The organism is Desulfovibrio intestinivivus (assembly GCF_053570665.1).
In genome coordinates this window covers 1,966,078-1,989,587 of record NZ_JBRBQT010000001.1, presented here as the reverse complement: position 1 = coordinate 1,989,587, position 23,510 = coordinate 1,966,078, and the positions used below count along the sequence as shown (strand labels likewise).

Below are 23,510 nucleotides of genomic sequence, written 5' to 3'. Positions count from 1 at the left end.
TTAAGGAGACCGTAATGGGCAAAAAGTGGAATGACGCAAAACCAGCAGAAAAACTACTTGGCCTTTACACTATGCTGCTGGTGGCGAACCGCCCGTACAGTCTTACGGAACTCTCAGGCATGCTTTGCTGTTCTAAACCGGCCGTAACCAGGTTGATTGAACAGCTTGAAGGATCACGATTTGGCAAAATACAACGCTTTCAGCAGGGGCGCGAGGTTCTATATCAACTGGAAAAGCCATCACGGCTCCCCACGGTTTGCCTTAATGCCGAGGGGCTGTACCAACTTGCCCTTTGTCGCGAATTGCTGACCAATTTGCTGCCAGAAACAATGCACAAAGAAATGGAAATAAGCCTGCGGCAAGCTGTGGCTTTTTTGCCGCAAGGTTCACAGGAGCTGCCTGATCACATTGGTACAAGCATATCCAAAGGGCGAATCGACTATAAGCCTTTTCAAAAAATGCTTAGCACTATTTTGGATGCTATTCGCAAGCACAAAGTCTGCGAAATTACATATAAAGGAGCGACAACCACAAAAGAAAAATCTTTTGATTTTGCCCCAAAACGCATGATTGGATTCCGAGAAAGTCTCCTGATACAAGGCTATGTTGTGGCAGCAAAAGGCACGGTTGTTCCTGCTTACGAAAACCATACCACGCTGGCCCTACACCGTATCAAGGTCTGCAATGCCACACGGCGGGCAGCCTGTATGCCGGAAATTCCCGAGCCAGGCAATACTACATTTGGGGTAATGCAGGGCGAGCCCTTTACCGCCGTGGTGCGGTTTTCTGCCGCCGCTGCGACCTATGTGGCAGAACGCCAGTGGAGTGCACATCAAGTAACTGAATTTTTTAAAGATGGCTCACTAAATCTGCAAGTGCAATGTCAAAGCACACCAGAATTTTTATCCTGGGTGCTCAGCTTTGGAAAAACTGCAGAAGTCCTTTCGCCTGAATGGTTGCGAGCTAAAGTTGCACAAACAGTTGCAGAGACACACGCACAGTATTTTGAAGCATAACACAATTTAAATTTTTTTGGATGGTTAACAATTTCATACCCTGTGGTATGCTTCTGCAAAAAGGGGAGAAAATGTCGATCGTGCACACAAGCAAAACCTCACCACTGAAAATCGCTACACCTGAAGGTTTTCCAGGCCTTGGCATGTCAATTTGCCCTGGAAAGGTTGACCCTTGTGCCATGAGTGGTTCATGCAACAGAGACCTTGCAACTGATATTGCCCGCATACAGCAATGGGGGGCACGAATTGTAGTAACCCTCATGGAAGATTCAGAACTTTCTGCGCTCCATGTAAAAAATCTGGGCCGCGCAGTTAAAAAGGCTGGGATGACATGGTGGCATTTCACGGTTGTTGATGGGTCTGCCCTCAAGATGCGACAAAGCCACGACAATTGTCATACATGGGATCTTCCCTGTGCCTTGCTCAGGCTACTGATCTCCCTTGGAGGCAAAATTTTCATCCACTGTCGCGGGGGCTTAGGTCGCACGGGTACGCTGGCAGCTCGTATTCTCATTGAAGAAGGGTGTGAACCAGAAAAAGCCATTTCCTTGATTCGTAAGGCTCGCCCTGGTGCCATCGAAACAATAGAGCAGGAGGCCTATCTTCTGAACCTGCCTCCAATTCTTGAGGCTAACAAAAAAAGAAATACCGTTCGTGCGGGCATGATCGGCGGAGCTATTGGCGATGCAATCGAACATTCAATCACAACATCAAAAAAAATATACACATCTGCATCAGACTGCATTAATCACATAGCTAGTTTAGACACGTTGCAAATAACACAAAGCACGCTCCTTTCACTTTTTACTACTGAAGCGCTGATTCGATCATACACATCCCCAGCAGCAGCCTGCCCTCGCTTGCGCCCCCTCCATGCAAAAATAGACAACCTGCTAAAGAAACTAGGCAATACAAAAAATATAGAAGCAAACAAGCTTCGAATCATGAACGAACATGCACGCGAGGTTATGGGCACAGCCCCCCAAAGGTTAAAATACCTCTACCCAGAACTATGCATGCAATATTTTGCATTACGCGACTGGCGCACTCTACAAGCAAACATATCCACCTTAGCTCAATCTAAAGGAAACGGCTCACTTTTTCTGGCCTACCCCAATGGGGCGGCAGGGCTGCAAAATGGCTATATCAATAAATCCTTTCCCGATTCAAAAACATTTTACCCAACCAACAGCAATAAGGGTTGCCTTAGCATCGCACGCCTCACACCAATCGGCCTCATAAGTGCACAATGCAATTTTTTTCCAATTGGCGATAAACAGCACATTATCCGCACAGATGACAGTAATGATGCACAAAATATTTACCAGGGAGATTTTAGGCTTGGATTTAACTCCTTACGATTGACGCATAGCGACCCCATTACGTCGCTAGTGGCTGGGGTCTGGGTAAGGCTTGTTAGCTTGTTTGCCTTTGACAACGCGCCTACAGGGGAGCGCCTTGAAAAGCTGCTCAAAGACATCTCTCGCTATACTAATATTATATCAATAGATAATTCGCTTCATGAATTGATATATGCTGCTTTTACTTTTGGCCGAAAAAATTATCTCAGCAAAAATACCAGCGCTGAAATTCCAAGCCAATTAGGAACCGGCAGAACTGCAGATGAGGCTCTTGCCATAGCCCTATATTGCACCATCGCCCATAGGCGTTATGAAGATGCAGTCTTTGCAGCGGCAAAAAACAGCAAGAATTCAGTTGGGATACAAATATTGATAAGTCAGCTTTGGGGACTCCTTCACGGACAAAAGGGCTTTCCTACAGCCCTGATATCCAAGCTGAAATATCGATCTTCCATAATCGCAATGGCTGATACTCTGTCTGCAATATCATATTCACCGCACGAAACTCGGATGATGGCTGGGGAATTATGGCCTAATGCAGATTTTTCTTTTTTATTAAGCCCAGAGGTAAATGCACCACACCACAGCGACACATTGGAAGGATATGCTGCAAAAGAAGAGACAGCATTCATTAAACTTCCCAATGGTAGGTCAAGAAAATTAATGAAACGGCACAAACATCCAAGTCGTAATTGTGAGCAAAAAACAACACTGCCTGAACGACCTTGATATTGTGCTTAAGTCTGTTTTAAATCTGAATTATAACGACGACCAAGAGACATGCAATGAATAGCGATTTTGATACAGTTTTACATAAATTTATACATGAATTTTATGGTTATGGTAATTATCATGGAAAAATATGGTTTATTGGCATGGAAGAAGGCGGAGGCAATACAAAAGAAGAAATCATGGCGCGTATTAATGCATGGACAAAACATTGCAGCGAATTGGTAGATGTGGCCTCCTACCACCAAGCCATTGGTATAGACAAATTCTTTGCAGCCCCCCCCGTATTACAAACTACATGGAGCAAATTGATACGCATCGCGTTATGCTTTCAGAATATTGCCCCATCGATAGATCGGATACGCCAATATCAGGCAAAACGCCTGGGCCGGTGGAACGACGATACCTGCCTTCTTGAATTGCTACCACTGCCATCCCCATCAACCAGTAAATGGCACTATAACTCCATTTCTACGCTGCCATATCTCAGCTCAAGAAAAAACTATTCTGAGGAGATTCTTGCTTTTCGAATAAAATCAATTCAACAAAAAATCATTCAATATTCACCTAATGTTGTCATTTTTTACAGCAAGAAATACGCAAAATACTGGGAAGAAATTTCTGACGTTCCATTCATAGAAGTAGCAGACAACATAAGCACAGGGCATAACGGAACAACAATATTTGCAATAATTACACATCCTGCGACTCATGGAGTTACAAATGAATACTTTTGCAAGGCTGGCAATATCATCCGCACACTCCATCAAGAAAAAAACTCCACATAACGGAAGTAAAAATTTTCTTGGCCGTTTCAAGAACCAGTTTTATGCAGCATCGTCACTGATATGAGCCATTTTTAGAAAAACAACTCAACGTAGCAACTAGCTCAACAATTCTTGCTGGTTGCAAATTTCTTGCTTACAAGCTGGGATATATGTTGAGATAAAGTGCAGCAAAATTCGCCCCATTGAAACCCATAGATAGAAAAAACAATCAAATTTAATTCATACACAAAAGGAGAGCATCTTGAGTAAATGTAAGTATTGCGGCTCTAGCAGCTACGGTTCAGGCTGCCCAAACAGCCCCACAAAAAAACACGAACACGTTGACGATGAAAAAAATTGTGTATTCTGTGGTTCCACCAACTACGGCTCAGGCTGTCCCCACAGCCCGACAAAAAAGCACAAACATGGCTCCGATCCCAAAAAGTGCATCTGGTGCGGCTCTGCCAGCTTTGGTTCTGGTTGTCCGCATAGCCCAACACAAAAGCATGAGCACAATGACAACGAAAAAAGATGCGCTTACTGTGGCTCCACCAACTACGGCTCAGGCTGTCCCAATAGCCCAACCAAAAAGCATGAGCACAATGACGATGAAAAAAAATGTGTATTCTGTGGTTCCACCAACTACGGCTCAGGCTGTCCGCACAGCCCGACAAAAAAGCACAAGCACGGCTCAGGAGCCAACAAATGTACATGGTGCGGTAGCACAAACACGGGCACAGGTTGCCCACACAGCCCCACCGGCAAACACGAAAAATAACACTGCACATTAAAGAACCCAAGGGGAGCCGAGTTGCCCCCCTTGGGTCTGACCATGCCTACAGGCAGAGTGTAATGCATGGCTTGAGAGAAATGCTGAGGCTCGAGGCTGCCAATAAGTGCTTAGCCTAGCTTTTACCAATCTAGCCAGCCTTGCTGATTTGTCCAAATTGATTGCGCCGTTTTGGGTGCACAAGCCAGTAGTCAATGACATTGACGCCTGTTTGATTTATAAATTCAGTTATAGTCCCAGTTGACTAGTTCTTACAATCCTCATGTTTGTTCATGTACATTCGCGAGTCAGCAACCTTGATCAGATCATTTATACTTTCGCCATCAACTCTTGCGAGTGCATAACCAAAGCTTGCACTAATCTTAATTTCATTGCCATCTACAGTGATTGCTTTTGATGTTTCTTGCTGAAGCTTATGGCAAAAATTTTCTATGTCAGCATTTGAGCGCATTCCAGACACCAATACTACAAATTCGTCCCCGCCCCATCTTCCTGCATAATCGCTGAACCGGATTGAGTGTGACAAACCTTGCGCAAATACTTTCAGCACACAGTCACCCACAAGGTGCCCACAGTTGTCATTAATCGACTTTAAGCCATTTACATCAATAAAGACAACGCTCCACAATGGGCCATCTACATCTTGATGGCACTGCCCTTCCTGAAGCCTACGATTTATGGCGTGACGACTCCAAAGTCCTGTCAGATCATCCGTATCTGCCTGGGCACGCGCCCAGCTACAATCAGCCATTGCTCGCCTGCAATTCCTAGTTGCCATGAATAGAAAGACAACCAAACACAATACAAACACCCCAATCAGTAGGATTCCCCATACAGGCACGTCACAGGTGCAACTTATCAAGCCAAGTACTGGCTTTTGCAAATCAGGACTGTCTGAAACCATCATGCACTCCTTAGATCGCCAGATGACCTATTCATTCCACCAAGCAGGACAGAAAAGCATTGGTATGAGTCGAATACAATGGCATGGTTTCAGATTCTGGAGTGTATTGGGCGCTAAATGTTAAGGGTGGAGCAAATAGGGGGGAACTCCAGGCAGGTGCAATGCACCTAAGTGGGGTCAAAGCATGGGGTCAAAGTGTGGGGGCATAGACAAAAATCTCAAAAAATTTTATCAACAATATCAGGTTGTTTTGGACTCGATGGTGTCGCGGTGCCTATTCTCCCCTTCGGCACCATCTTGAACTCCAAGAGAGTTCAAAGAAGCCCGCTAAGCTAACAGCTTGGCGGGTTTTCTGCTTTTTAAGCATCCAGTTTGTTGGCTGAAGTTGCTGGCACTAAACGGCTTTACACCAAAGACGGGGGCAAGCCCCTCAATGGGCAGTTTTCCCGACAGGTTTCTAACCAATTCCCCTGCCATTTCAGCAGCACAAAACGCGTACATGCAATAAATCTGCTGTGTCATGCAAAAACTCTCCCTCGGTGGGCTACGCACAAAAAGGGGCGGGATATTTCCCGCCCCTTAATACACAATAAAAATATCTACGGCATAGCCAGCATTTCGGCCAGACATTCCGCTGATCCCCTAAGGGGAAACTCATAGTAATCTTATCGTTATTTAACGACCAAATCTGTCTCTGAGGGCTTTTACCATTGTCGGGCTTAGCTGCTTGAGCAATTCTGCATTGTAGGATGGGTAGGCGCTCGAAAGATACGCAGGCGAACCATACTGTCCATCCTGCAACGAAGGGAAAGGCCCGTAACCGGCCACATCCTGCCATTGGATGGTGGGATCAACCTTGCCATCCTGAGCGCGGCTGGGATCCATGGAACTGATCTCCTTGTGGGCGTACTTTGCGGCATTGGGAGCGTTAACGGTAAGATTTGTTTGCAAAACCTGCTGTGCAGCGATGGAGTAATAGCGCGACTTTGCGGCCGGGGTTCCTTCCGCGACCGCAGGGTCAACGTTGGTTGTGACAATGGATACGGTGTAGTCGCTGTTAAGGCATATCTGAAACGTTCTAAACTGCTGCGGAAAATCCCTGAGTGACGCAGTTTCCACCTGCCAGAAGCCCTTTTCCGGACGGCTTGCATCCGGCGAGGGGAAGGCCTTTACCGTGTTGAAATGGCGATGCCCTGACATCCACATGAGCAGGTTTGGCGTATCCCACAGCATGCTGACCAGATCCTTCAACGAGGTGGCATTCTGCTCAACCGCATTGGGGTCTTTGTCGCTTTCCCACCATTCCATCTCGGAGCCTAGGGCAGAAACACCAATGGGTATGTGGGCAGCGATTATCATCAACTGATCAGCGGCCTGCCCTGCGGCCAGCTCCTCTTTAAGCCATTTGAACCGCGCGGCATCCAGAAATCCGTGGCCGTGGATATCGTGGGAACCGTCTGTTTCAGACTGGGTATTGTCCAGCACAATGACCTTGAGCGGGATTTGGGCCTTGGGCACAAAGCTGTAGCAGGCAAATCCGTTGCCATACGCAGGATCCACCAGATTGAACCCATGCCCTGCTGGCTCTGTAGTTGTGTCAAAAAACTCCTGTTTCCACTGGGCAATGCTTACAGGATGGCGACTTTGGTCTGCCGCCGTTTTTGGGGCTGCCGCGTAGGCATTCCTGGAGCCTGCCCCAATAATAGCACCTTCAGGGGTAGCTCCATCGATCAGGCCCATATAAAATGTTTTCGCCCGCAGGCTGCCTGGCACATCATACAGGCAGGGGAAATGCGCACCGCCGCTATCAAGAGACATGAGGCCAGCCGCCATGACTTCACCCGAGGTGTACGCCTCTGCAAGCCCCAAGGATTTGTCGGCATGCACGGGGAAACTGCCCATCCAGAAATGGTCATGGTTCCCACGTGTTTGGTACCAGGGTATGGAGTTATCCAGTCCAACGGCCTTAAAGGGCCTCTGATAGTCAATGCTGTCGATACCAAGGCGTTCACCAGAGCACGGTGTAATAACCTTGCCGTCAAACACATCAATATACCAACGCAATTATTATATTGGGCGGTATTGCACACATCACCCAGCGATATGCCAAAATCAAACGGGGCTTTTTTATGCAAGGCGTTTACTGTTTGAATGCCCGCATCCAGCACCTGCGTGGAGTACAGCATAACCGGCGAATATATGGACGAAGAAAAATAGAATAAGGGGTTTAACTGCTGATTGAGTATCAGCTGGTTGGGGGATTCCTTGTCTGTGATGTGCACATCCGAGAAGGAAAAAAAGCTTGCCAACTGCACAAGACGTTTCGCCTCGGGGGTGCCGCCGCCCTGCGCGAGCATATCTGTACGCCGAACAGCAGAAAGCCCAGGGCCAAAAGTATGGTTACCATAGCCATACACACTGCACTGGGATATCTTTGGCAGATCCGGCTCTTTGAGGCCCGGCGCAACGGCAGCAAAAAGAAGTGTTCGCTCAACAGTTGTCGCCACATTGGGATCAATAGGATATGCAACAGGGATTGCTGTTTCTTTCATCCCACTGTCTGCGACGCCTTCGCAGGGGAAAAAGCCACCCAGGCAAAGAGTAGCCGCCAGCACGCCAGAGTACATCAAAAAATTTCGGCGACCGAGCGTCTGGAGCAATACCATGTCGGAGTCTGATAATACATGGTCTGCTTTTTTTGAATCATAATCCTGCATAGTATTCCCTAGCCCGGCATCGGGCGCATCGGTAAACAGCCAAAAGAATCTATCTTTGCGGTATAATTTGATAACAGGACAAAATCATACCCGTCAATGCGGTCACCTGGGCGAAACTCTATTCCCCCTGAAACTGATTCCAACGACCAATACGTTCCGGTTTAGCCGATTAGGCACGACTCATGACCGTTTGAATCAGAGGTGAGGTACGCCCCATAGTCGGGCATTGGCAGCACATTGCCAGTACGGAGGCAACACAGACTCATTGCCAGATTGCCCCCAAGAGGTTGATAAAGACAAAAAAGCGGCCTGCATGTTCGGGCATAATGCCCTTTGAATGCAAGCCGCCTCGTGAGGGCAGATCTGTTTAAAAACACAACGGGTTGTTTACGCGGCCCTTGGCATTCCAAAGCCGTACGTTGGACTCCCTGCCGTGTTGTCAGCACATGTCACAGCGGTATGACGCAGCCAGACTACAAATTCTGCCTCAGCAACTTTTGCCACCGCCCCGCTACACAGGGTCGGCCTGCTTTTCGGCCTGCGCGTTAATGTAGGCAGCCCGGTAGCTCTTACCAGAGACCACAACCCCCAAGGCCACAATGGCAAGGCTGATGCCCAAGGCAAGGAACAGCGGCTGGCTCACATCGAAAGCCAGCTTGGCGACAATGGCTGCCGTGGTGCTGCAAATGATGGAGGTCAGAGCCCAGAAAGGCGAGAGCCAGCCGGGCTTGAAAATCGCCAGTGTCAGCGGCACAAAAACACCGCCGCCGCGCAGCAGGAAGGAGAAGAAATTCCAGTACAGCACGGTTGAATGAAGATACGTATAGGCCAGAGTCGAAAAGATCGCGGTCACGATGACAAGGGTAATCCGGTTGGCCTTCAGAATCCCCTCGCTTGATGTAACCTTGAACACATTGCCCACAAAGTCGCGCGAAATCATGGTGCCAATGCCCAAAGCCTGCCCTGCGGTAGAACCGATGATGGCCAGCAGCACCCCCGAAATGGCTATGCCGCCAAACCAGTCGGGCAAATAGGTGAAGAAAAACGTAGGCAAGGCCAAAATGGGAGGCAATGCCGGATTTTGCGCATGCATGAACATGCCAATGGCCACAATGGGCAGCCCAACGGGGATAACCACCAGGCCAGCCATGATGGCCCCGCGAGAAGCCGTGCGGGCATCGCTGGCTGAGTACAGTGCCTGAATGTAGTTCTGCGAGCAGCAAATGCCCACCACGGTAGAGAATATGTTGCCGAGCACCTGCCCCTTACCGGTGCTGAAAAGGTTCAGCCAGGGCTCATGCGGAAACACCGTAGAGAAATCAGGAAGTTCGTACAGCGACACCACAGCCACCGCGCTGCCTACCAGCAGGCCCACCCACAGTACGCTCATTTTTATAATGCCAGTAACGCTGCTGCCTTTCTGACCGCTGAAAAACACGGTCATAAGCACAAGCGCCGCAAGCAGAAAGGTTGCCGCAAGTGGGCTGATTTTAAGGATTGCGGCCAGTATATTTATCCCCGCAATGACGCCGGCCACGCAGCCGCACAGCATGCTCAAGGTACCGCATATGCTGATGACCGGGGCAGCGTATTTGCCATAATGCAGGCCAAAAAATTCGGGAACGGTTTCAAGATTGGTGCGCCGTAGGGCGCGGGCGTAAAAAATGCCCTGCACCAAAAAACCCAACCCTGCACCAAGAGAATACGACCAGGCGCAAAGACCGGCCTGATAGGCCAGCTGCGCCGTGCCCACCGTTGCGCCGCCGCCGATAATAACGCCCACGATACCGCCCGCCACCAGAGGAGAAGAAGCGGCGCGGCCCACAAGGCTGAACCCGTCCGCAGATTTTACGCTGCGCGCGGAATAAATTGAGTATCCAAGGGTAATGCCGACCACCAGAAACATGCCCAGATAATGAACAAAACTGACTTCCATATGACCTCACCCGATGATTGTAATGCCAGCATAAAGGCCCCAGCAATGACTGCCGCCCGCCTGTTGGTGTTCAGGCGGGCGGCCTGCATTGCGCACCCCGTTGGGCGCACTTTGGGTAACCTGCATACGTGCAGTTGCTTGAGGTAAAACAGGGAGGTCGCCATTTCTGGTTCAGAGGCACAAATCTCGGCTGCCCCCCTTGATACGGCGTTAAGCTTATGCTTCTAAAACGCCTATACCCAGCTACGCCACTTCATGGAAGCCACTGTATGGTTCAACGCCTTGACCCAGCAGGCCATGCGCATGGTGATGTTTTTCTCGTTGGAGACCGCATATATTTCATTGAATACGTCAAGGAACACGCCTTCGAGCTTCTTGTTGACGAATTCTTCAGTCCAGCAGTCATTATTGAGGTTCTGAATGCGCTCAAAATGCGCCACCTGGGTGCCGCCAGAGTTGGCGTACACATCGGGGCAGTCGATAATCTTGCGGTCGCGCAGAATTTTTTCGGCTTCAACAGTCACAGGGCCGTTGGCACCTTCCATAATGGCCCAAGCCTTAACGTTAGCCGCATTTTCAGGGGTGATAACGCTCTGTACGGCGCAGGGGGCCAGCACGTCGCAATCCTGCACCAGCAGCTCCGCGTTGGTCACGGCTTTGGCCTTGGGATACCCGGTCAGGGTGCCCTTTTCTTCAAACCAGGCAAACACGTCCTTCACATCGAGACCATCGGCATTGTAGATGCCGCCGTTCACGTCGCTTACGCCGCAGATGGTCACATTGTCTTCATTGTACAGCGACACAAGGTTTCCGCCCACCTTGCCAAAACCCTGCACAACAGCGCGCAAACTCGACATGGGCTTGCCCACAGAGGCCGCAACCGCACGGGTGGCGTACTGCACGCCACGGCTAGTGGCCAGAGCGCGCCCGGCAGAACCGCCAAGGGGCATGGCTTTGCCGCTCACGGCAGCCGGTTCAAGCCGCTGGTGCATGGCTTCCCATTCGTCCAGCATCCAGCTTTGGGTGCGGGCATCGGTGCCGATGTCCGCGCCGGGAAAATCCATCCAGGGGCCGGTGATGGAAGAGATGGCGCGGATATAGCCACGGCACAACCTCTCCAGTTCGTTAAGAGACAAGGTGGTTGGGTCAACGGCAATGCCGCCCTTGCCGCCGCCGTTGGGGATGTTGTTGCAGGCGTTTTTGATGGTCATCCACATGCTCAGCGCGCGCACGTCATCGGGCGTTTCATCCTTATGAAAACGCGTGCCGCCACGGATGGGGCCGTTGGCCCAGTTGTGATGAAAACGGTAGGCTTCGATAATTTTTACAGTACCATTATCCATTTTAAGGGGGATGCGCACTGTAAGTTCACGCATGGGACGCTTGAGAAATTCATGAACATGGGGTTCGAGTCCGGCGAGGGCTGCCGCTTGTTCCAGTTGTGCGAGTGCATTTTCAAGAGCTGTAGTTGCTGTAGCCATGTCATCCTCCATTTAGTCTGTTATTTTTATCAAATCCGCATGCATTTCATGTTATTTCATGAGCATATGGATTTAATAGTAAAAACAATAATCAGAAAAACAGTGATCATTCATCAAGCAAACAGTTTCTGCAACAGTCCAAATATGTATCAATGGAAGCAAAAGGCATGCCATACAATAAATACGATTAAAAAATTGGGGAGGATGCACTTAATCTATTGCAAAAACGATCTTTTTTTACGTTATATAAATCACAATCGCGGGGGTGAGCCTCGCTGCAGGTTCGGAAACGTGATTAAATAGTTAACGAGCGTTAATAAATGAGCATCAATATGCTCCCTCTTCAGCAAAGGATGTCTGAAACGTTTAAGCCCAGAAAAGGAGCGCAACAAAAAAACGCAGCAGGTTCACCGCGGAAAGGATTGTTTCTTGAGGGGAGAGGGAGGGACATTGAATACTGAATAGACGGCGGTTCTAATGAAGGGTTTTGTATCATTTATTGCGGGAGTCTGCTGTTTTTTTGCAATGAGCGGACAAAGCTTGGCTATCGACTTAAAAGTCGAAGGGCTTGGCATTTTGCTTTTGACCACGTCAACGGTCGCAACTTTATGAACAAAAGCCGCGCGGGTGAGACAGTCAATGGCCAGCAATGGTCATCCATGCACCAGCCGAGAGACTATTTTGAAGCGTATAACCGCATGCATTGACAACTCGATGCGGTCGCTTCCGAAAAGTTGTCCGGTACAGTTTTTTTGAAATCGGCGAGCAGTGCTGGGGCATGGCCAATCATGGTGGCGCGCTCGGCGCGGATGGTGCAAGCTCCGTTACGGCGCAGTTGATCACGGTAGGGAATACCTGAACCGATCCGGCTGGTTTGGGATGCTTCTGACCGAATATGCCTTTGATTGGGGCGTGCAAGGCTTCTATGGCTGGAGTTTCAGCGGTGACGACGATAACCCGCACAACGGCTCTGAATGCTTGCCGTATATTGCCACTACCAAACGCTACTAATTCCCTATCATCGTCATTCGGTTGCCGTGGCAGTGTGCTGTACGCTGGGGGCAAGGGAGTTCTGGGCACCAAGCCCTCTGGAACGTGGGGTGCAGGCACTCGCCTAAAAGACATCAGCTTTGTTGCTGCCCTGTGCCATATAATCCGGCTTAACTATTTCAGTCACACCAACAACATCAAAATGGCCTCATACATTACAGGACGCCAGACTACGGACAATTCTGGGCGTGCGGTTTACCGCAACATGACGGACTTTAACGCACCACAGGGCACGTACCTCACCACCAGCGACGCCGGTTTTGAGCTAAATCTGAATAGCACCTACAAGGCTGCTAAAAATCAGGATTTTGTGCTGGAGCTTGGCTATATTCACTTGTGGCTGGACAAGGACGTCTGGGGGTGGCTACCAAAAAATATCTAGTGACAGCCTTAACTACAGAGAAGCCTGGAAAATGACACTAACTATTGTCTATTCCTTCTGATTCAACAGGCAACCTGCCTCACTGCGGGCGGGTTCCCTGTTCTTTACTCCCTGCTTCTCGCCTTATGCAGGCTTGTCCTGACTTTTTTGAACAGATCACATGATTCCTGGGTACAGCCCCAAAAGGAGCCACTGGTGAGCATCCAGCCAAAGAGATCGAGCTCTTTCCGCGACAAATATTAAGGCCCCCCATCGAAGTTTTCCTTACGATATTCCAATCCACTGCGAGTAAGGATGCGAGCTTTTGATCTGGCTTCATTGAGCAAAAATGCTCAAATTGAAACTGCCTTTGAACACGCTTGCAACAGATGATGACTATTATTCCCCCGCCCCCCAAAAAGGGGAATGAGACCAATTGAGACGCTTTTACGGGCAATTAAACGCATCTCTAAGAAATTTACTCGAGGGCAACGATAGGGAAAAAGGGCAGACTCTGCGCAGTAATTCGCGAATGATAGAGCAGCCGACTTTATTGATGGGCAGAATCAGGATTTGATAAATGAGGCAAGAAGCCTGAGCAGGTCATCTATGCGGCGTATTTTGAAAAAGCGCTCAGGGGATTTTGCACTGCAACTATCCTCATTCAGCCTAGAATGCATGCAGTGCAAAACGACGAAGGGGCGCAAAGCGCCCCTTCGTCAGTATTCGTCAAACCAACAAAGCGGTTACGCTTCGGCGGTTTCTTCAGCCTTGGGCTTGCGGGTACGCTTGGGCTTGGCAGGCGCATCTTCAACGGCGGCTTCCGTAGCGGGAGCAGCTTCAAGAGCGCGAGAAAGCTCAATGATGGCCATGGGGGCGTTGTCGCCCTTACGGGGCATGGCCAGCTTAAGGATACGGGTGTAACCGCCGGGAACGCCGGCGAAAACAGGACCGATCTCATCAAAAAGGCGCTTAACCAAAGCGTGATCGTTCAACACACGGTAAGCCTGACGGCGGGCGTGCAGGTCATTGCGCTTGGCAAGGGTGATCAGGGGTTCCACCACCCGGCGCAGCTCCTTGGCCTTAATTTCCGTGGTGCGGATTTTGCCGTGGATCAGCAGGGCCTTAGCGAGATTTTGCAACAGGGCCTTACGGTGCGCAGGCGTACGCGAGAGTTTCCTGCCGGAATTGCTATGCCTCATTTTGCTGCTTCCTTTTCCATTCCTGATATTTCTTGTCGAAGGAATCGACCTTCATGCCGAAGTCAAGGCCCATGTCCAAAAGAACACCCTTGATTTCATCCAACGACTTGCGACCAAAATTCTTGGTCTTGAGCATCTCACCTTCCGAACGCTGCACCAGTTCACCCACAAGGGCAATGTTGGCGCCGCGCAGGCAGTTGGTGGCGCGCACCGACAATTCAAGATCGTCAATGCTCTTGTACAGATGCTCATTGATTTCGCCGCTCTCGCCGCTGCCGTGCCGCATGTCGCCAGACACACGTTCATCAAAGTTGATGAACACAGAAATCTGGTCCTTGATGATCTTGGCACTGTAGGCAATGGCATCCTCGGGTGTGAGGGAGCCGTCGGTCCATACTTCCAGCAGCAGACGGTCATAGTTGGTCATCTGGCCAACACGAGCCTGCTCCACGGTGTAGGCCACCTTACGCACAGGGGAGAAACTGGAATCCAGCTTGATAACGCCGATTTCCTCGTTCAGCCCCTCGTGCATGTCAGCAGGCACATAGCCCTTGCCCATGCGAGCCTCAAATTCCATCTCAAGCACGACATCCTCAGTGAGGGTGGCGATGTGCTGATCAGGATTGAGCACTTCAACATGCTGGTTGCCCATGATGTGTCCGGCAGTCACCGGGCCCTTCTGGTCAACGCGCAGGGTAATGCGCTGCGGTTCATCGGTGTCCATGCGCAGACGAACCTGCTTGATGTTCAGGATGACATCAGTGATGTCTTCAAGAACACCGTGCACCGTGGTGAATTCATGCTGCACACCGATGATCTTCACCGATACGAAGGCCGCACCCTGAAGGGACGACAAAAGAACCCGGCGCATTGCATTGCCGATGGTGGTGCCATAGCCCCGTTCCAGCGGTTCGCAAATGAATTTGCCATGCGTGATGCTGGCGGTTTCTTCTTCGCGCATGATCTGATCGGGCTTTACGAGCTCTGACCAGTTGCGTGCATTTATAAGGCGTTCGCCCTGTTTTATAAGCATGCGAACCCCCGCTTATTTCGAGTAAAGTTCGACAATCAGCTGCTCGTTGACGGGGAACTGGATATCGTCACGCTGCGGCAGCGCCTTGACAGAGCCTTTGAAAGCGGCGCCGTCAGCCTCAAGCCAGGCGGGGCAACCACGACGTGCAATGACTTCCTGAGCTTCAGCGAGCACCGGAATCTTGCGGTTCTTTTCGGGCACTTCAATGCTGTCACCCACGCGGATCTGCAAGGAAGGAATGTTCACCTTGCGGCCATTGAGGGTGAAAATGCCGTGCCGAACGAGCTGACGAGCCTGGTTGCGCGAGTTGGCAAAACCAAGGCGGTACACCACGTTGTCGAGGCGGCGTTCAAGAATAACGAGCAGGTTGGTACCAGTAACACCCTTCTGCATTTCGGCCTTCTCAAAGTAGCCATGGAACTGGCGTTCGAGAATGCCGTACGCGCGGCGGGTCTTCTGCTTCTCACGCAGCTGAACTGCGTATTCGCTGACCTTTTTGCGCGCGCGGCCATGCTGGCCGGGGGCATAAGGACGACGGTCGTATGCACACTTGTCAGTGAAGCAACGGTCGCCCTTCAGAAAAAGCTTGCAGCCTTCGCGACGGCACATGCGGCACTTGGCTTCAGTATATTTAGCCATCTATCTTTACCTCTTACGGTTTAGGCGCGGTTTACGCTAGGCGCAAACTAGACGCGGCGGCGCTTGGGCGGCCGGCAGCCATTGTGCGGAATGGGCGTAACGTCGCGGATGAACGCCACCTTGAAGCCGATAGCCGAAATAGCGCGCATGGCGGCTTCACGACCGGAACCGGGGCCTTTCACATAGATGCCCACGGTACGCATGCCGTTGTCCTGAGCCTTGCGGGCAGCCGTTTCAGCGGCAACCTGCGCAGCAAAAGGGGTGGACTTACGCGAACCCTTAAAGCCGCTCTGGCCCGAGGAGGCCCAGGAGACAGCATTGCCGCGCGTATCCGTAAAAGTAATGATGGTATTGTTGAACGAAGCCTGGATGTGGGCAATGCCCACCGGCACGTTCTTCTTTTCCTTTTTCTTGACCACTTTCTTGGGTCTGGCCATAACTAACCTCAAATTGGAAGCTTGTCAGATTCTTTTCCGCCAATGGCGGAAAAATCCGTTCGTCCTCACGGCAGCACTATTGCTGCATCCGCTTTACAAACTGCGACAAGCGCAGCCGCACCGCTACTTCTTCTTGCCTACGGCGCCGCGGCGGGGTCCCTTACGGGTGCGGGCATTGGTATGGGTGCGCTGACCATGCACGGGCAAGCCGCGACGGTGACGCAGACCACGGAAACAACCAATGTCCATAAGGCGCTTAATGTTGCTGGAGATTTCGCGACGCAGGTCGCCTTCCACCTTGTAGTTCTGTTCGAGTTCCTTACGGATCTCGTTAACTTCGTCAGCAGAGAGGTCGTCAATACTACGCTCCCAGTTAACGCCGGTGGTATCCAGAATTTTCATGGCCGTGGTACGGCCAATGCCATAAATGTAGGTGAGCGCAATGTCCACCCGTTTGCCGCGAGGCAAATCAACACCTGCTATTCTCGCCACAATTAGTCTCCTGCCCTAGCCCTGGCGCTGCTTGTGCCGGGGGTTTTCGCAGATAACTCGAAGCACTCCCTTGCGCCGGATAACCTTACACTTGGGGCATATTTTCTTGACGGAAGGTCTTACTTTCATACCTCAATCTCCAATAAGAAACCATTGCATTGACCAAATAAAGATCCGGCTTGCGGCTTCGCCACGATAGAACAACAGGCCGCAGTCCTCAAAATAAGGACGGGAACGAAAATCTTTATCCAGCTTTAACGCTGATGTCAACCTTCAATTGTGTGCCGGTTCAAACCACGGTCCGAAATGCTGAGAATCTGGGGGCCATTTGGGGTTATGGCAACACTGTGTTCAAAGTGAGCGGCCCACAAACCGTCGCGAGTCACGGCGGTCCACTGATCGTCCAGAATGTCCACTTCGTAAGTGCCAACAGTTACCATGGGTTCAATGGCAATGACCATGCCGTTTTGCAAGGTCAACCCACGCATGCCCGGCCTGAAGTTAGGAACTTCGGGCTTTTCATGCATTTTTGCGCCCACGCCATGCCCAACAAAACGTCGCACAACATTGAAACCGGCTGCCTCAACATAATCCTGAACAGCTGCTCCGATGTCGTAGACATCATTGCCAGCCCGGGCCTGTTCAATGCCAACGTACAGGCTTTCTTCCGTTATCCGCATGAGCTTGCGGGTTTCGTCGCTGACCTTTCCAACCGGAAAGGTACGAGCGGCATCGCCCACAAAACCTTCATAAACAACGCCCATGTCGATGCTGACGATATCGCCTTCCTTAAGCAGCCGCGCAGAAGGAAAACCATGCACCACCTGCTCGTTGACCGAGCAGCACAGAGCGAAAGGATAACCGCAGTAGCCCAGAAACGCTGGCTTTACCTTATAGTCGGCGCACATGTCGCGCGCCAACTCTTCAAGACGCATGGTAGGCAGGCCCGGCTCCACCATATCGCCCACGGCATCCAGTATGTTGGCCACCATGCGGTTTGCTTCCCGCAGGCAGGCCACTTCCCTTTCATTCTTGATGAATGCGCCGTGATATTTTTTCATTATACAATCACCATCCGCGCTTGCGAAAGCGGAGGGCAAGCCAGAGGCCTGCCCCAACTTTCTAAAGCCTGCCGCTCTTCCGCGCCTTGGCCATGAGGCCCTGATACTGGCTGGAGATCATGTGTGATTCCACCTGATTCATGAAGTCCATGGCCACACCCACAAGGATCAGCAAACTCGTGCCGCCAAAATAAAAGGGCACGTTGAAGTTGCTGATGAGCAGCATGGGCAGCAGGCAGACTATTGAAATATAGGTGGCCCCCGAAAGGGTCAGCCGCGAAAGCACCGTGTCCACGTATTCCTGGGTTTTTTCACCAGGACGAATCCCGGGGATAAACCCGCCGTTCTTCTTCAGATTTTCAGCCATATCCTTGGGATCAAAAATGATTGCCGTATAGAAATAGCAGAAAAAGAACATCAAGGCCACATACAGGACGTTGTAAGCAACGCCGTGCGGCGAGAAGAATTCTGCTGCCTGCTTCACATAAGGATTGGTCGAAAACTGACCAATGGTAGCAGGAAACAGCAACAAAGAAGATGCGAAAATAGGCGGAATAACGCCCGCCGTGTTCAGACGCAAAGGCAGGTGCGAGTTCTGACCACCGTACATTTTACGCCCAACCTGACGCTTGGCGTAACTGATTGGGATTCTTCTCTGTGAGCGCTCCACGAACACGATGGCTACAGTAACCGCAGCCATCAAGACCACGATAACAATTGCCATGAAGATGCTCATGTCGCCAGCCTGAATAAGAGCCACAGACTGGATGATGCCACGGGGAATGCCCACAACAATACCGCAGAAAATGATCAGCGAGATACCGTTGCCGATACCGCGCTCCGTGATCTGCTCGCCAAGCCACATGACCAGCACGGAACCAGCCGTAAAGGTCGCCATGGTCACAAGACGGAAATGCCAGCCGGGTGCTAGAACCACAGGCGCGCCAGCGGGGCTGGTCATATTTTCCAGACCAACGGCAATGCCAAGGCCTTGCACCAGGGTGATAAGCACTGTGAGGTAACGGGTGTACTGCGTAATTTTACGCCGTCCCGCCTGTCCTTCTTCCTTGGCCATGCGCTTGACGTCGGGGCTGACCACCTGCAAAAGCTGGATGATAATGCTTGCCGAAATGTAAGGCATGACGCCCAGAGCGAACACCGAGACGTTGGACAGGCCGCCGCCAGAAAACATGTCGAACAGGCTGAAAAGCGTGCCGGACATGCTTTGAAAAAACGACGCCAGCGCAGAAGCGTCAACGCCCGGAATGGGTACGTGAACGCCAATGCGGTAGCAGCACAAAATCAGGAAGGTCCAGCCGATGCGTTTGGTCAGCGAAGCCTGGCCCGCCATATTGTTTGCCGATCCTACTGCCATGAAACACTCGTTGCGTTTGTGCGCCTGTGGCGCAGTATGTGCGCAACGTCATTGCCCGCCTCGCGGCGGGCAATGACGCCAGTGAAAGCCGTGAGGCCGCGCTTACGCGCGGCCACCTGAATTATTCAGCGGCAGAAACCGCTTCCAGCTCAGTGACGTTACCGCCAGCCTGACGGATCTTTTCCGCAGCAGACTGACTGAACTTGTGAGCCTCCACCGACAGAGCACCTGAGACTTCGCCGCGCGAAAGAATTTTCACGGGCGCGCCCATGCGGACAATACCGCGAGCGTACATGTCGTCAAGGGTGATGGTGGTTTTGCCCGGGAAGGCCGACACGAGCGCGTCAAGATTGACGATGTCGTAGGTGACCTTGAAGGGAGCATTCTTAAAACCGTGCTTGGGCAAACGGCGTTGCAGGGGCATCTGGCCGCCTTCGAAACCAGGGCGGACACCGCCACCGGCGCGAGCGTTCTGCCCTTTGTGGCCCTTGCCCGCAGTGCAGCCCAGACCGGAACCAGAGCCACGGCCCACGCGACGGCGGGTCTTACGCTCTTCCGGAAAAGGAAACAGATTGTGCAGTTGCATGGTATATCCTTTGGCCGTTACTCAACAACGGCAACCATATGCGGAACTTTGGCGATAATGCCCCGGATAGCCGGGGTATCCTTGAACGTCTTGACCATCTCGCGGCGCTTGAGGCCAAGGGAGTCCAGCAGCTTGCGCTGCGCAGGCGTGGAGCCGATGCGCGAACGCACGAGTTTTACCTTGATTTCTGCCATGGTTACTTCCTCGGGGCTTCCAGCTTCTTACCGCGCAGGGCCGAAACATCTTCGGCGCTGCGCAGGGAAACGAGGCCCTGCATGGTGGCACGAAGCACGTTGTGCGGATTGTTGGTACCAATGGCCTTAGCGAGGACGTCGCGGATGCCTACGGCTTCCATGACGGCGCGCACGGCACCGCCGGCAATGATGCCGGTACCTTCAGAGGCGGGCTTCAGCATGACGCGACCGGCGCCGAAACGACCGAGCACTTCATAAGGAAGGGTGCCTTCAACCAGGGCAACCTGAACGCGGTTCTTGCGAGCGCGTTCGGTGGCTTTGCGCAGTGCTTCAGGCACTTCCTGGGCCTTGCCCAGACCGAAGCCCACGCCGCCCTTGCCATCGCCCACGACAACGAGGGCGCTGAAGCTGAAACGGCGACCGCCCTTGACGACCTTGGCCACGCGGTTGAGGGAAACGATCTTTTCGATTTCGCCCAACTCGTTCTGCTGAGTTTCAGTATTTTCCTGACGCATATTAGAACTCCAAGCCGCCTTCGCGGGCGCCGTCGGCTACGGCCTTGACGCGACCGTGATAAATGTACCCGTTGCGATCGAATACCACCTGATTGATATTCTTCTCCTTGGCCATCCGGGCAATTTCCTTGCCCACCATCTCGGCGCCGCTCTTGTTGCAGTGCATGCCGGCTTCGGTCTTGGAAAGCGTAAGGGTAGAGGCGGCAGCCAGGGTCACGCCGTCCAGATCGTTGATGATCTGGGCGTAGATGTGCAGGTTGGACCTGAACACAACCAGACGCGGGCGCTCAAAGGTGCCGTTGACTTTCTTGCGGATACGGATCTTGCGGCGCTGCCGGGATTCGTTCTTGCTGTATTTCATGACGCGCCCCCCTACTTCTTGCCGCCGGACTTACCAACCTTGCGGCGGATAGTCTCGGTAACGTACTTGATGCCCTTGCCCTTGTAGGGTTCAGGCTTACGAATGCGGCGAATCTTGGCGGCCATTTCGCCCACAAGTTCCTTGTCGATGCCGGAGAGGGTCAGAACCTGACCTTCAACCACGGCCTTGATGCCGTCGGGCAGTTCAACGAGCACAGGGTGGGAATAGCCCACTGAAAGCTCGATAATGTTGCCCTTGACCGCCACGCGGTAACCGACACCGATAACTTCCAGGCCCTTGGAGAAGCCCTTGGTAACGCCTTCAATGCAGTTGGCAATAAGGGTACGGCGCAGGCCGTGCTGCGAACGGCTCTGGCGGGTATCTTCTATACGGCCAAGGGTCACGTGACCATCGGCCTGCTCGTAAGTGAGCAGAGAGCAGACAGGGGTGCTCAGCGAGCCCTTGGGCCCTTTAACTTCCACAACATCCGTTCCGATCTTGACTTCAACGCCATTGGGAACGGCAACGGGCAGTCTACCTATTCTCGACATGGTGCACCGCCTACCAGATTTCGCACAGAAGTTCGCCGCCCACCTTCTTCTCATGGGCGGTCATGCCGTCCAGCACGCCGCTGGACGTGGACAAAATGCAGATGCCGAGGCCGTTCTGCACCCTGGGGATGTTATGCGCGCCAACATAAACCCGGCGACCGGGCGTGCTCACACGCTTCAACCCGCTGATGACGGGCTTTCCCTTCTGGTACTTAAGGGTAATAACAATGTTTTTTTCGGCCACGGCCACGTCTTCGACGTAACCTTCCTGCTTGAGGATGGCGGCTAAAGATTCCTTCATCTTCGAGCTCGGCACATTTACTTCCTTGTGCAGGGCCAAATGCGCGTTGCGGATGCGCGTGAGCATATCCGCAATGGGATCTGTCAACATCGAATGCTCCTGAGAGTTTGGGGGCGGGGTTGACGGCACGATGCCGCCACTTCCCGCTGGCGCGCAGGGCGCGCCTCCCGGGTGTTTGCACACCCGGAAATTTTACCAGCTCGACTTGCGCACGCCGGGCAGTTCACCACGAAGGGCCATGTTGCGGAAGCAGATACGGCAGATGCCGAACTGGCGCAGGAAAGCCCTGGGGCGACCGCAAAGCGGGCAGCGATTGTAGGCGCGGGCGCTGAACTTAGGCTTGCGCTTGGCCTTTACTTCCAGAGAAGTACGGGACATTGCTTAACTCCTACTTGCGGAACGGCATGCCAAGCTGGTCGAGAAGGAACTTGCCTTCTTTGTCCGTGGCCGCCGTGGTGACGATGGTGATGTTCATGCCCTTGGGGTTTTCAACACGGTCAGCTTCCAGTTCGGGGAAGATGGTGTGTTCTTTGATGCCCAGGGTGAAATTGCCGCGTCCATCGAAACCGCGGTCAGGAATACCACGGAAGTCACGCACTCGGGGCAAGGCAAAGTTCATAAGCTTGTCCAGAAAGTCCCACATGCGTTCCTTGCGCAGGGTGACGCGCACACCGATAGGCATGCCTTCGCGCAGCTTAAATGCGGCGATGGACTTTTTAGCCCGGGTAACCACAGCTTTCTGGCCAGCAATCGCGGTAAGTTCCGCCATGGCTTCTTCCATCAGCTTGTTGTTCGAGCTAGCGGCGCCAAGGCCGATGTTCAGAGAGATCTTTTCGATACCGGGCAGTTGCATCGAAGAGGAGTAACTGAACTCCTTCTGCAGTACCGGAACCACCTTCTCTCTATATATCTTTTCAAGGCGTGTCATCGTATCACCTTATTCCATTACTTCGTTGCACTTTTTGCAGAAGCGCACTTTCTTTTCCTTGCCCTCGGACTCGATGGTCTTGTAACCCACTCGAGTGGCCTTGCCGCAGGCAGAGCAGACAACCATAAGGTTGGACACGTGGATAGGCATTTCCTTTTCCACGATACCGCCAGGCTGCTGGGCATAGGGGTTGGGGCGCATGTGGCGCTTGACCATGTTGGTCTTTTCCACAAGCACGCGATCCTTCTTGCGCAGGATCTTCAGCACCTTGCCGATTTTGCCCGCGTCCTTGCCGGCGATTACCATCACCTTGTCGTCCTTGCGGATGCGATACATTTTCATGACGGTCTCCTACAGCACTTCCGGGGCCAGCGAAATAATTTTCATAAAGTTCTGGGCGCGCAGCTCACGGGCCACGGGGCCAAAGATACGCGTACCCACCGGCTCACCCTGGTTGGAGAGCAACACAGCGGCGTTGCCGTCGAACTTGATGTAGCTGCCGTCCATGCGACGCACTTCTTTAGCGGTACGCACGATAACAGCCTTCATAACATCGCCCTTCTTAACCTTGCTGTGGGGCATTGCTTCCTTAACGGAAACCACGATAATGTCGCCCACCGAGGCGTAGCGGCGGTGTGAACCGCCCAGCACCTTGATGCAGGCAACCTTTTTGGCGCCGGAATTATCGGCCACCTGAAGCGTCGATTCTACCTGGATCATGGC

27 protein-coding genes are annotated in these 23,510 nt (G+C 52.1%); 4 read left to right on the top strand and 23 right to left on the bottom strand.

The window, feature by feature from the left end; genetic code table 11:
• Positions 1 to 14 precede the first annotated feature (14 nt).
• The 3 genes from ACUZ9P_RS08640 (at position 15) to ACUZ9P_RS08630 (ending at position 3,894) form a co-directional block, all read left to right on the top strand.
• Positions 15 to 1,016: a helix-turn-helix transcriptional regulator gene (locus ACUZ9P_RS08640; RefSeq protein WP_449249388.1), complete on the top strand. Its 1,002-nt coding sequence runs from the start codon at positions 15 to 17 to the stop codon at positions 1,014 to 1,016.
• Positions 1,017 to 1,087: 71 nt separating this feature from the next.
• Positions 1,088 to 3,106 carry an ADP-ribosylglycohydrolase family protein gene (locus ACUZ9P_RS08635; RefSeq protein ID WP_449249387.1) on the top strand — a complete coding sequence of 673 codons (2,019 nt, stop codon included), beginning with the start codon at positions 1,088 to 1,090 and terminating at the stop codon, positions 3,104 to 3,106.
• 56 nt (positions 3,107 to 3,162) lie between these two features.
• Positions 3,163 to 3,894, top strand: a complete 732-nt coding sequence (locus ACUZ9P_RS08630) for a hypothetical protein (protein ID WP_449249386.1) — start codon at positions 3,163 to 3,165, stop codon at positions 3,892 to 3,894.
• A 1,013-nt stretch (positions 3,895 to 4,907) separates the two neighbouring features.
• Here the strand turns inward: ACUZ9P_RS08630 and ACUZ9P_RS08625 are convergent.
• The 5 genes from ACUZ9P_RS08625 to ACUZ9P_RS08605 form a co-directional block, all read right to left on the bottom strand.
• Positions 4,908 to 5,567 (bottom strand): GGDEF domain-containing protein, encoded by a 660-nt coding sequence (locus ACUZ9P_RS08625; protein WP_449249385.1) that lies wholly within the window; start codon positions 5,565 to 5,567, stop codon positions 4,908 to 4,910.
• Between the two features lie 327 nt (positions 5,568 to 5,894).
• The gene (locus ACUZ9P_RS08620) at positions 5,895 to 6,089 is read right to left on the bottom strand and encodes a hypothetical protein (RefSeq protein WP_449249384.1); all 195 of its coding nucleotides are present in this window, start codon (positions 6,087 to 6,089) and stop codon (positions 5,895 to 5,897) included.
• A gap of 153 nt (positions 6,090 to 6,242) precedes the next feature.
• Complete coding sequence (locus tag ACUZ9P_RS08615; RefSeq protein WP_449249383.1) at positions 6,243 to 7,613, bottom strand: TIGR03768 family metallophosphoesterase; 1,371 nt, start codon at positions 7,611 to 7,613, stop codon at positions 6,243 to 6,245.
• 1,182 nt (positions 7,614 to 8,795) lie between these two features.
• Positions 8,796 to 10,220 (bottom strand): sodium:solute symporter family protein, encoded by a 1,425-nt coding sequence (locus tag ACUZ9P_RS08610; RefSeq protein ID WP_449249382.1) that lies wholly within the window; start codon positions 10,218 to 10,220, stop codon positions 8,796 to 8,798.
• A 233-nt stretch (positions 10,221 to 10,453) separates the two neighbouring features.
• Entirely contained in the window at positions 10,454 to 11,701 is a 1,248-nt protein-coding gene (locus ACUZ9P_RS08605) for a Glu/Leu/Phe/Val family dehydrogenase (RefSeq protein ID WP_449249381.1), read from the bottom strand.
• 1,045 nt (positions 11,702 to 12,746) lie between these two features.
• On the opposite strand from ACUZ9P_RS08605, the gene ACUZ9P_RS08600 reads away from it, so the two are divergent.
• On the top strand, positions 12,747 to 13,133 hold the full coding sequence (locus tag ACUZ9P_RS08600) for a hypothetical protein (protein WP_449249380.1): 387 nt from the start codon (positions 12,747 to 12,749) through the stop codon (positions 13,131 to 13,133).
• A 725-nt stretch (positions 13,134 to 13,858) separates the two neighbouring features.
• Here ACUZ9P_RS08600 and rplQ read toward each other — a convergent pair.
• The 18 genes from rplQ to rplN form a co-directional block, all read right to left on the bottom strand.
• Positions 13,859 to 14,314 (bottom strand): 50S ribosomal protein L17, encoded by a 456-nt coding sequence (gene rplQ / locus ACUZ9P_RS08595; protein WP_449249379.1) that lies wholly within the window; start codon positions 14,312 to 14,314, stop codon positions 13,859 to 13,861.
• Complete coding sequence (locus tag ACUZ9P_RS08590) at positions 14,304 to 15,347, bottom strand: DNA-directed RNA polymerase subunit alpha (RefSeq protein WP_022658172.1); 1,044 nt, start codon at positions 15,345 to 15,347, stop codon at positions 14,304 to 14,306. Before ACUZ9P_RS08590 ends, rplQ begins: the two co-directional genes overlap by 11 nt.
• A gap of 12 nt (positions 15,348 to 15,359) precedes the next feature.
• Complete coding sequence (gene rpsD / locus ACUZ9P_RS08585) at positions 15,360 to 15,986, bottom strand: 30S ribosomal protein S4 (protein WP_298996530.1); 627 nt, start codon at positions 15,984 to 15,986, stop codon at positions 15,360 to 15,362.
• Positions 15,987 to 16,033: 47 nt separating this feature from the next.
• A complete protein-coding gene (gene rpsK, locus ACUZ9P_RS08580) occupies positions 16,034 to 16,423 on the bottom strand; it encodes a 30S ribosomal protein S11 (RefSeq protein ID WP_136399285.1) in 390 nt (129 codons plus the stop codon).
• 123 nt (positions 16,424 to 16,546) lie between these two features.
• Positions 16,547 to 16,915, bottom strand: a complete 369-nt coding sequence (gene rpsM / locus ACUZ9P_RS08575) for a 30S ribosomal protein S13 (RefSeq protein ID WP_022658169.1) — start codon at positions 16,913 to 16,915, stop codon at positions 16,547 to 16,549.
• Between the two features lie 15 nt (positions 16,916 to 16,930).
• Positions 16,931 to 17,044 carry a 50S ribosomal protein L36 gene (gene rpmJ, locus ACUZ9P_RS08570; protein ID WP_005027799.1) on the bottom strand — a complete coding sequence of 38 codons (114 nt, stop codon included), beginning with the start codon at positions 17,042 to 17,044 and terminating at the stop codon, positions 16,931 to 16,933.
• Between the two features lie 137 nt (positions 17,045 to 17,181).
• Complete coding sequence (gene map, locus ACUZ9P_RS08565; protein ID WP_298996525.1) at positions 17,182 to 17,976, bottom strand: type I methionyl aminopeptidase; 795 nt, start codon at positions 17,974 to 17,976, stop codon at positions 17,182 to 17,184.
• Between the two features lie 61 nt (positions 17,977 to 18,037).
• On the bottom strand, positions 18,038 to 19,351 hold the full coding sequence (gene secY / locus ACUZ9P_RS08560; RefSeq protein WP_298996522.1) for a preprotein translocase subunit SecY: 1,314 nt from the start codon (positions 19,349 to 19,351) through the stop codon (positions 18,038 to 18,040).
• 121 nt (positions 19,352 to 19,472) lie between these two features.
• Positions 19,473 to 19,937, bottom strand: coding sequence for a 50S ribosomal protein L15 (gene rplO, locus ACUZ9P_RS08555; RefSeq protein ID WP_298996519.1), 465 nt, complete (start codon positions 19,935 to 19,937; stop codon positions 19,473 to 19,475).
• Between the two features lie 17 nt (positions 19,938 to 19,954).
• Positions 19,955 to 20,131, bottom strand: coding sequence for a 50S ribosomal protein L30 (gene rpmD, locus ACUZ9P_RS08550; RefSeq protein WP_022658164.1), 177 nt, complete (start codon positions 20,129 to 20,131; stop codon positions 19,955 to 19,957).
• A 2-nt stretch (positions 20,132 to 20,133) separates the two neighbouring features.
• Entirely contained in the window at positions 20,134 to 20,646 is a 513-nt protein-coding gene (rpsE, locus tag ACUZ9P_RS08545; protein WP_022658163.1) for a 30S ribosomal protein S5, read from the bottom strand.
• Position 20,647: 1 nt separating this feature from the next.
• Positions 20,648 to 21,007: a 50S ribosomal protein L18 gene (rplR, locus tag ACUZ9P_RS08540; RefSeq protein ID WP_192113620.1), complete on the bottom strand. Its 360-nt coding sequence runs from the start codon at positions 21,005 to 21,007 to the stop codon at positions 20,648 to 20,650.
• An 11-nt stretch (positions 21,008 to 21,018) separates the two neighbouring features.
• Positions 21,019 to 21,558 (bottom strand): 50S ribosomal protein L6, encoded by a 540-nt coding sequence (gene rplF, locus ACUZ9P_RS08535; RefSeq protein WP_298996513.1) that lies wholly within the window; start codon positions 21,556 to 21,558, stop codon positions 21,019 to 21,021.
• A 10-nt stretch (positions 21,559 to 21,568) separates the two neighbouring features.
• Positions 21,569 to 21,949 carry a 30S ribosomal protein S8 gene (gene rpsH, locus ACUZ9P_RS08530; protein WP_022658160.1) on the bottom strand — a complete coding sequence of 127 codons (381 nt, stop codon included), beginning with the start codon at positions 21,947 to 21,949 and terminating at the stop codon, positions 21,569 to 21,571.
• 102 nt (positions 21,950 to 22,051) lie between these two features.
• Positions 22,052 to 22,237, bottom strand: coding sequence for a type Z 30S ribosomal protein S14 (locus tag ACUZ9P_RS08525; RefSeq protein WP_012624307.1), 186 nt, complete (start codon positions 22,235 to 22,237; stop codon positions 22,052 to 22,054).
• 10 nt (positions 22,238 to 22,247) lie between these two features.
• Entirely contained in the window at positions 22,248 to 22,787 is a 540-nt protein-coding gene (gene rplE / locus ACUZ9P_RS08520) for a 50S ribosomal protein L5 (protein WP_022658159.1), read from the bottom strand.
• Between the two features lie 9 nt (positions 22,788 to 22,796).
• A complete protein-coding gene (rplX, locus tag ACUZ9P_RS08515) occupies positions 22,797 to 23,129 on the bottom strand; it encodes a 50S ribosomal protein L24 (RefSeq protein ID WP_022658158.1) in 333 nt (110 codons plus the stop codon).
• 9 nt (positions 23,130 to 23,138) lie between these two features.
• A complete protein-coding gene (gene rplN / locus ACUZ9P_RS08510; RefSeq protein WP_022658157.1) occupies positions 23,139 to 23,507 on the bottom strand; it encodes a 50S ribosomal protein L14 in 369 nt (122 codons plus the stop codon).
• Between the last annotated feature and the right edge of the window lie 3 nt (positions 23,508 to 23,510).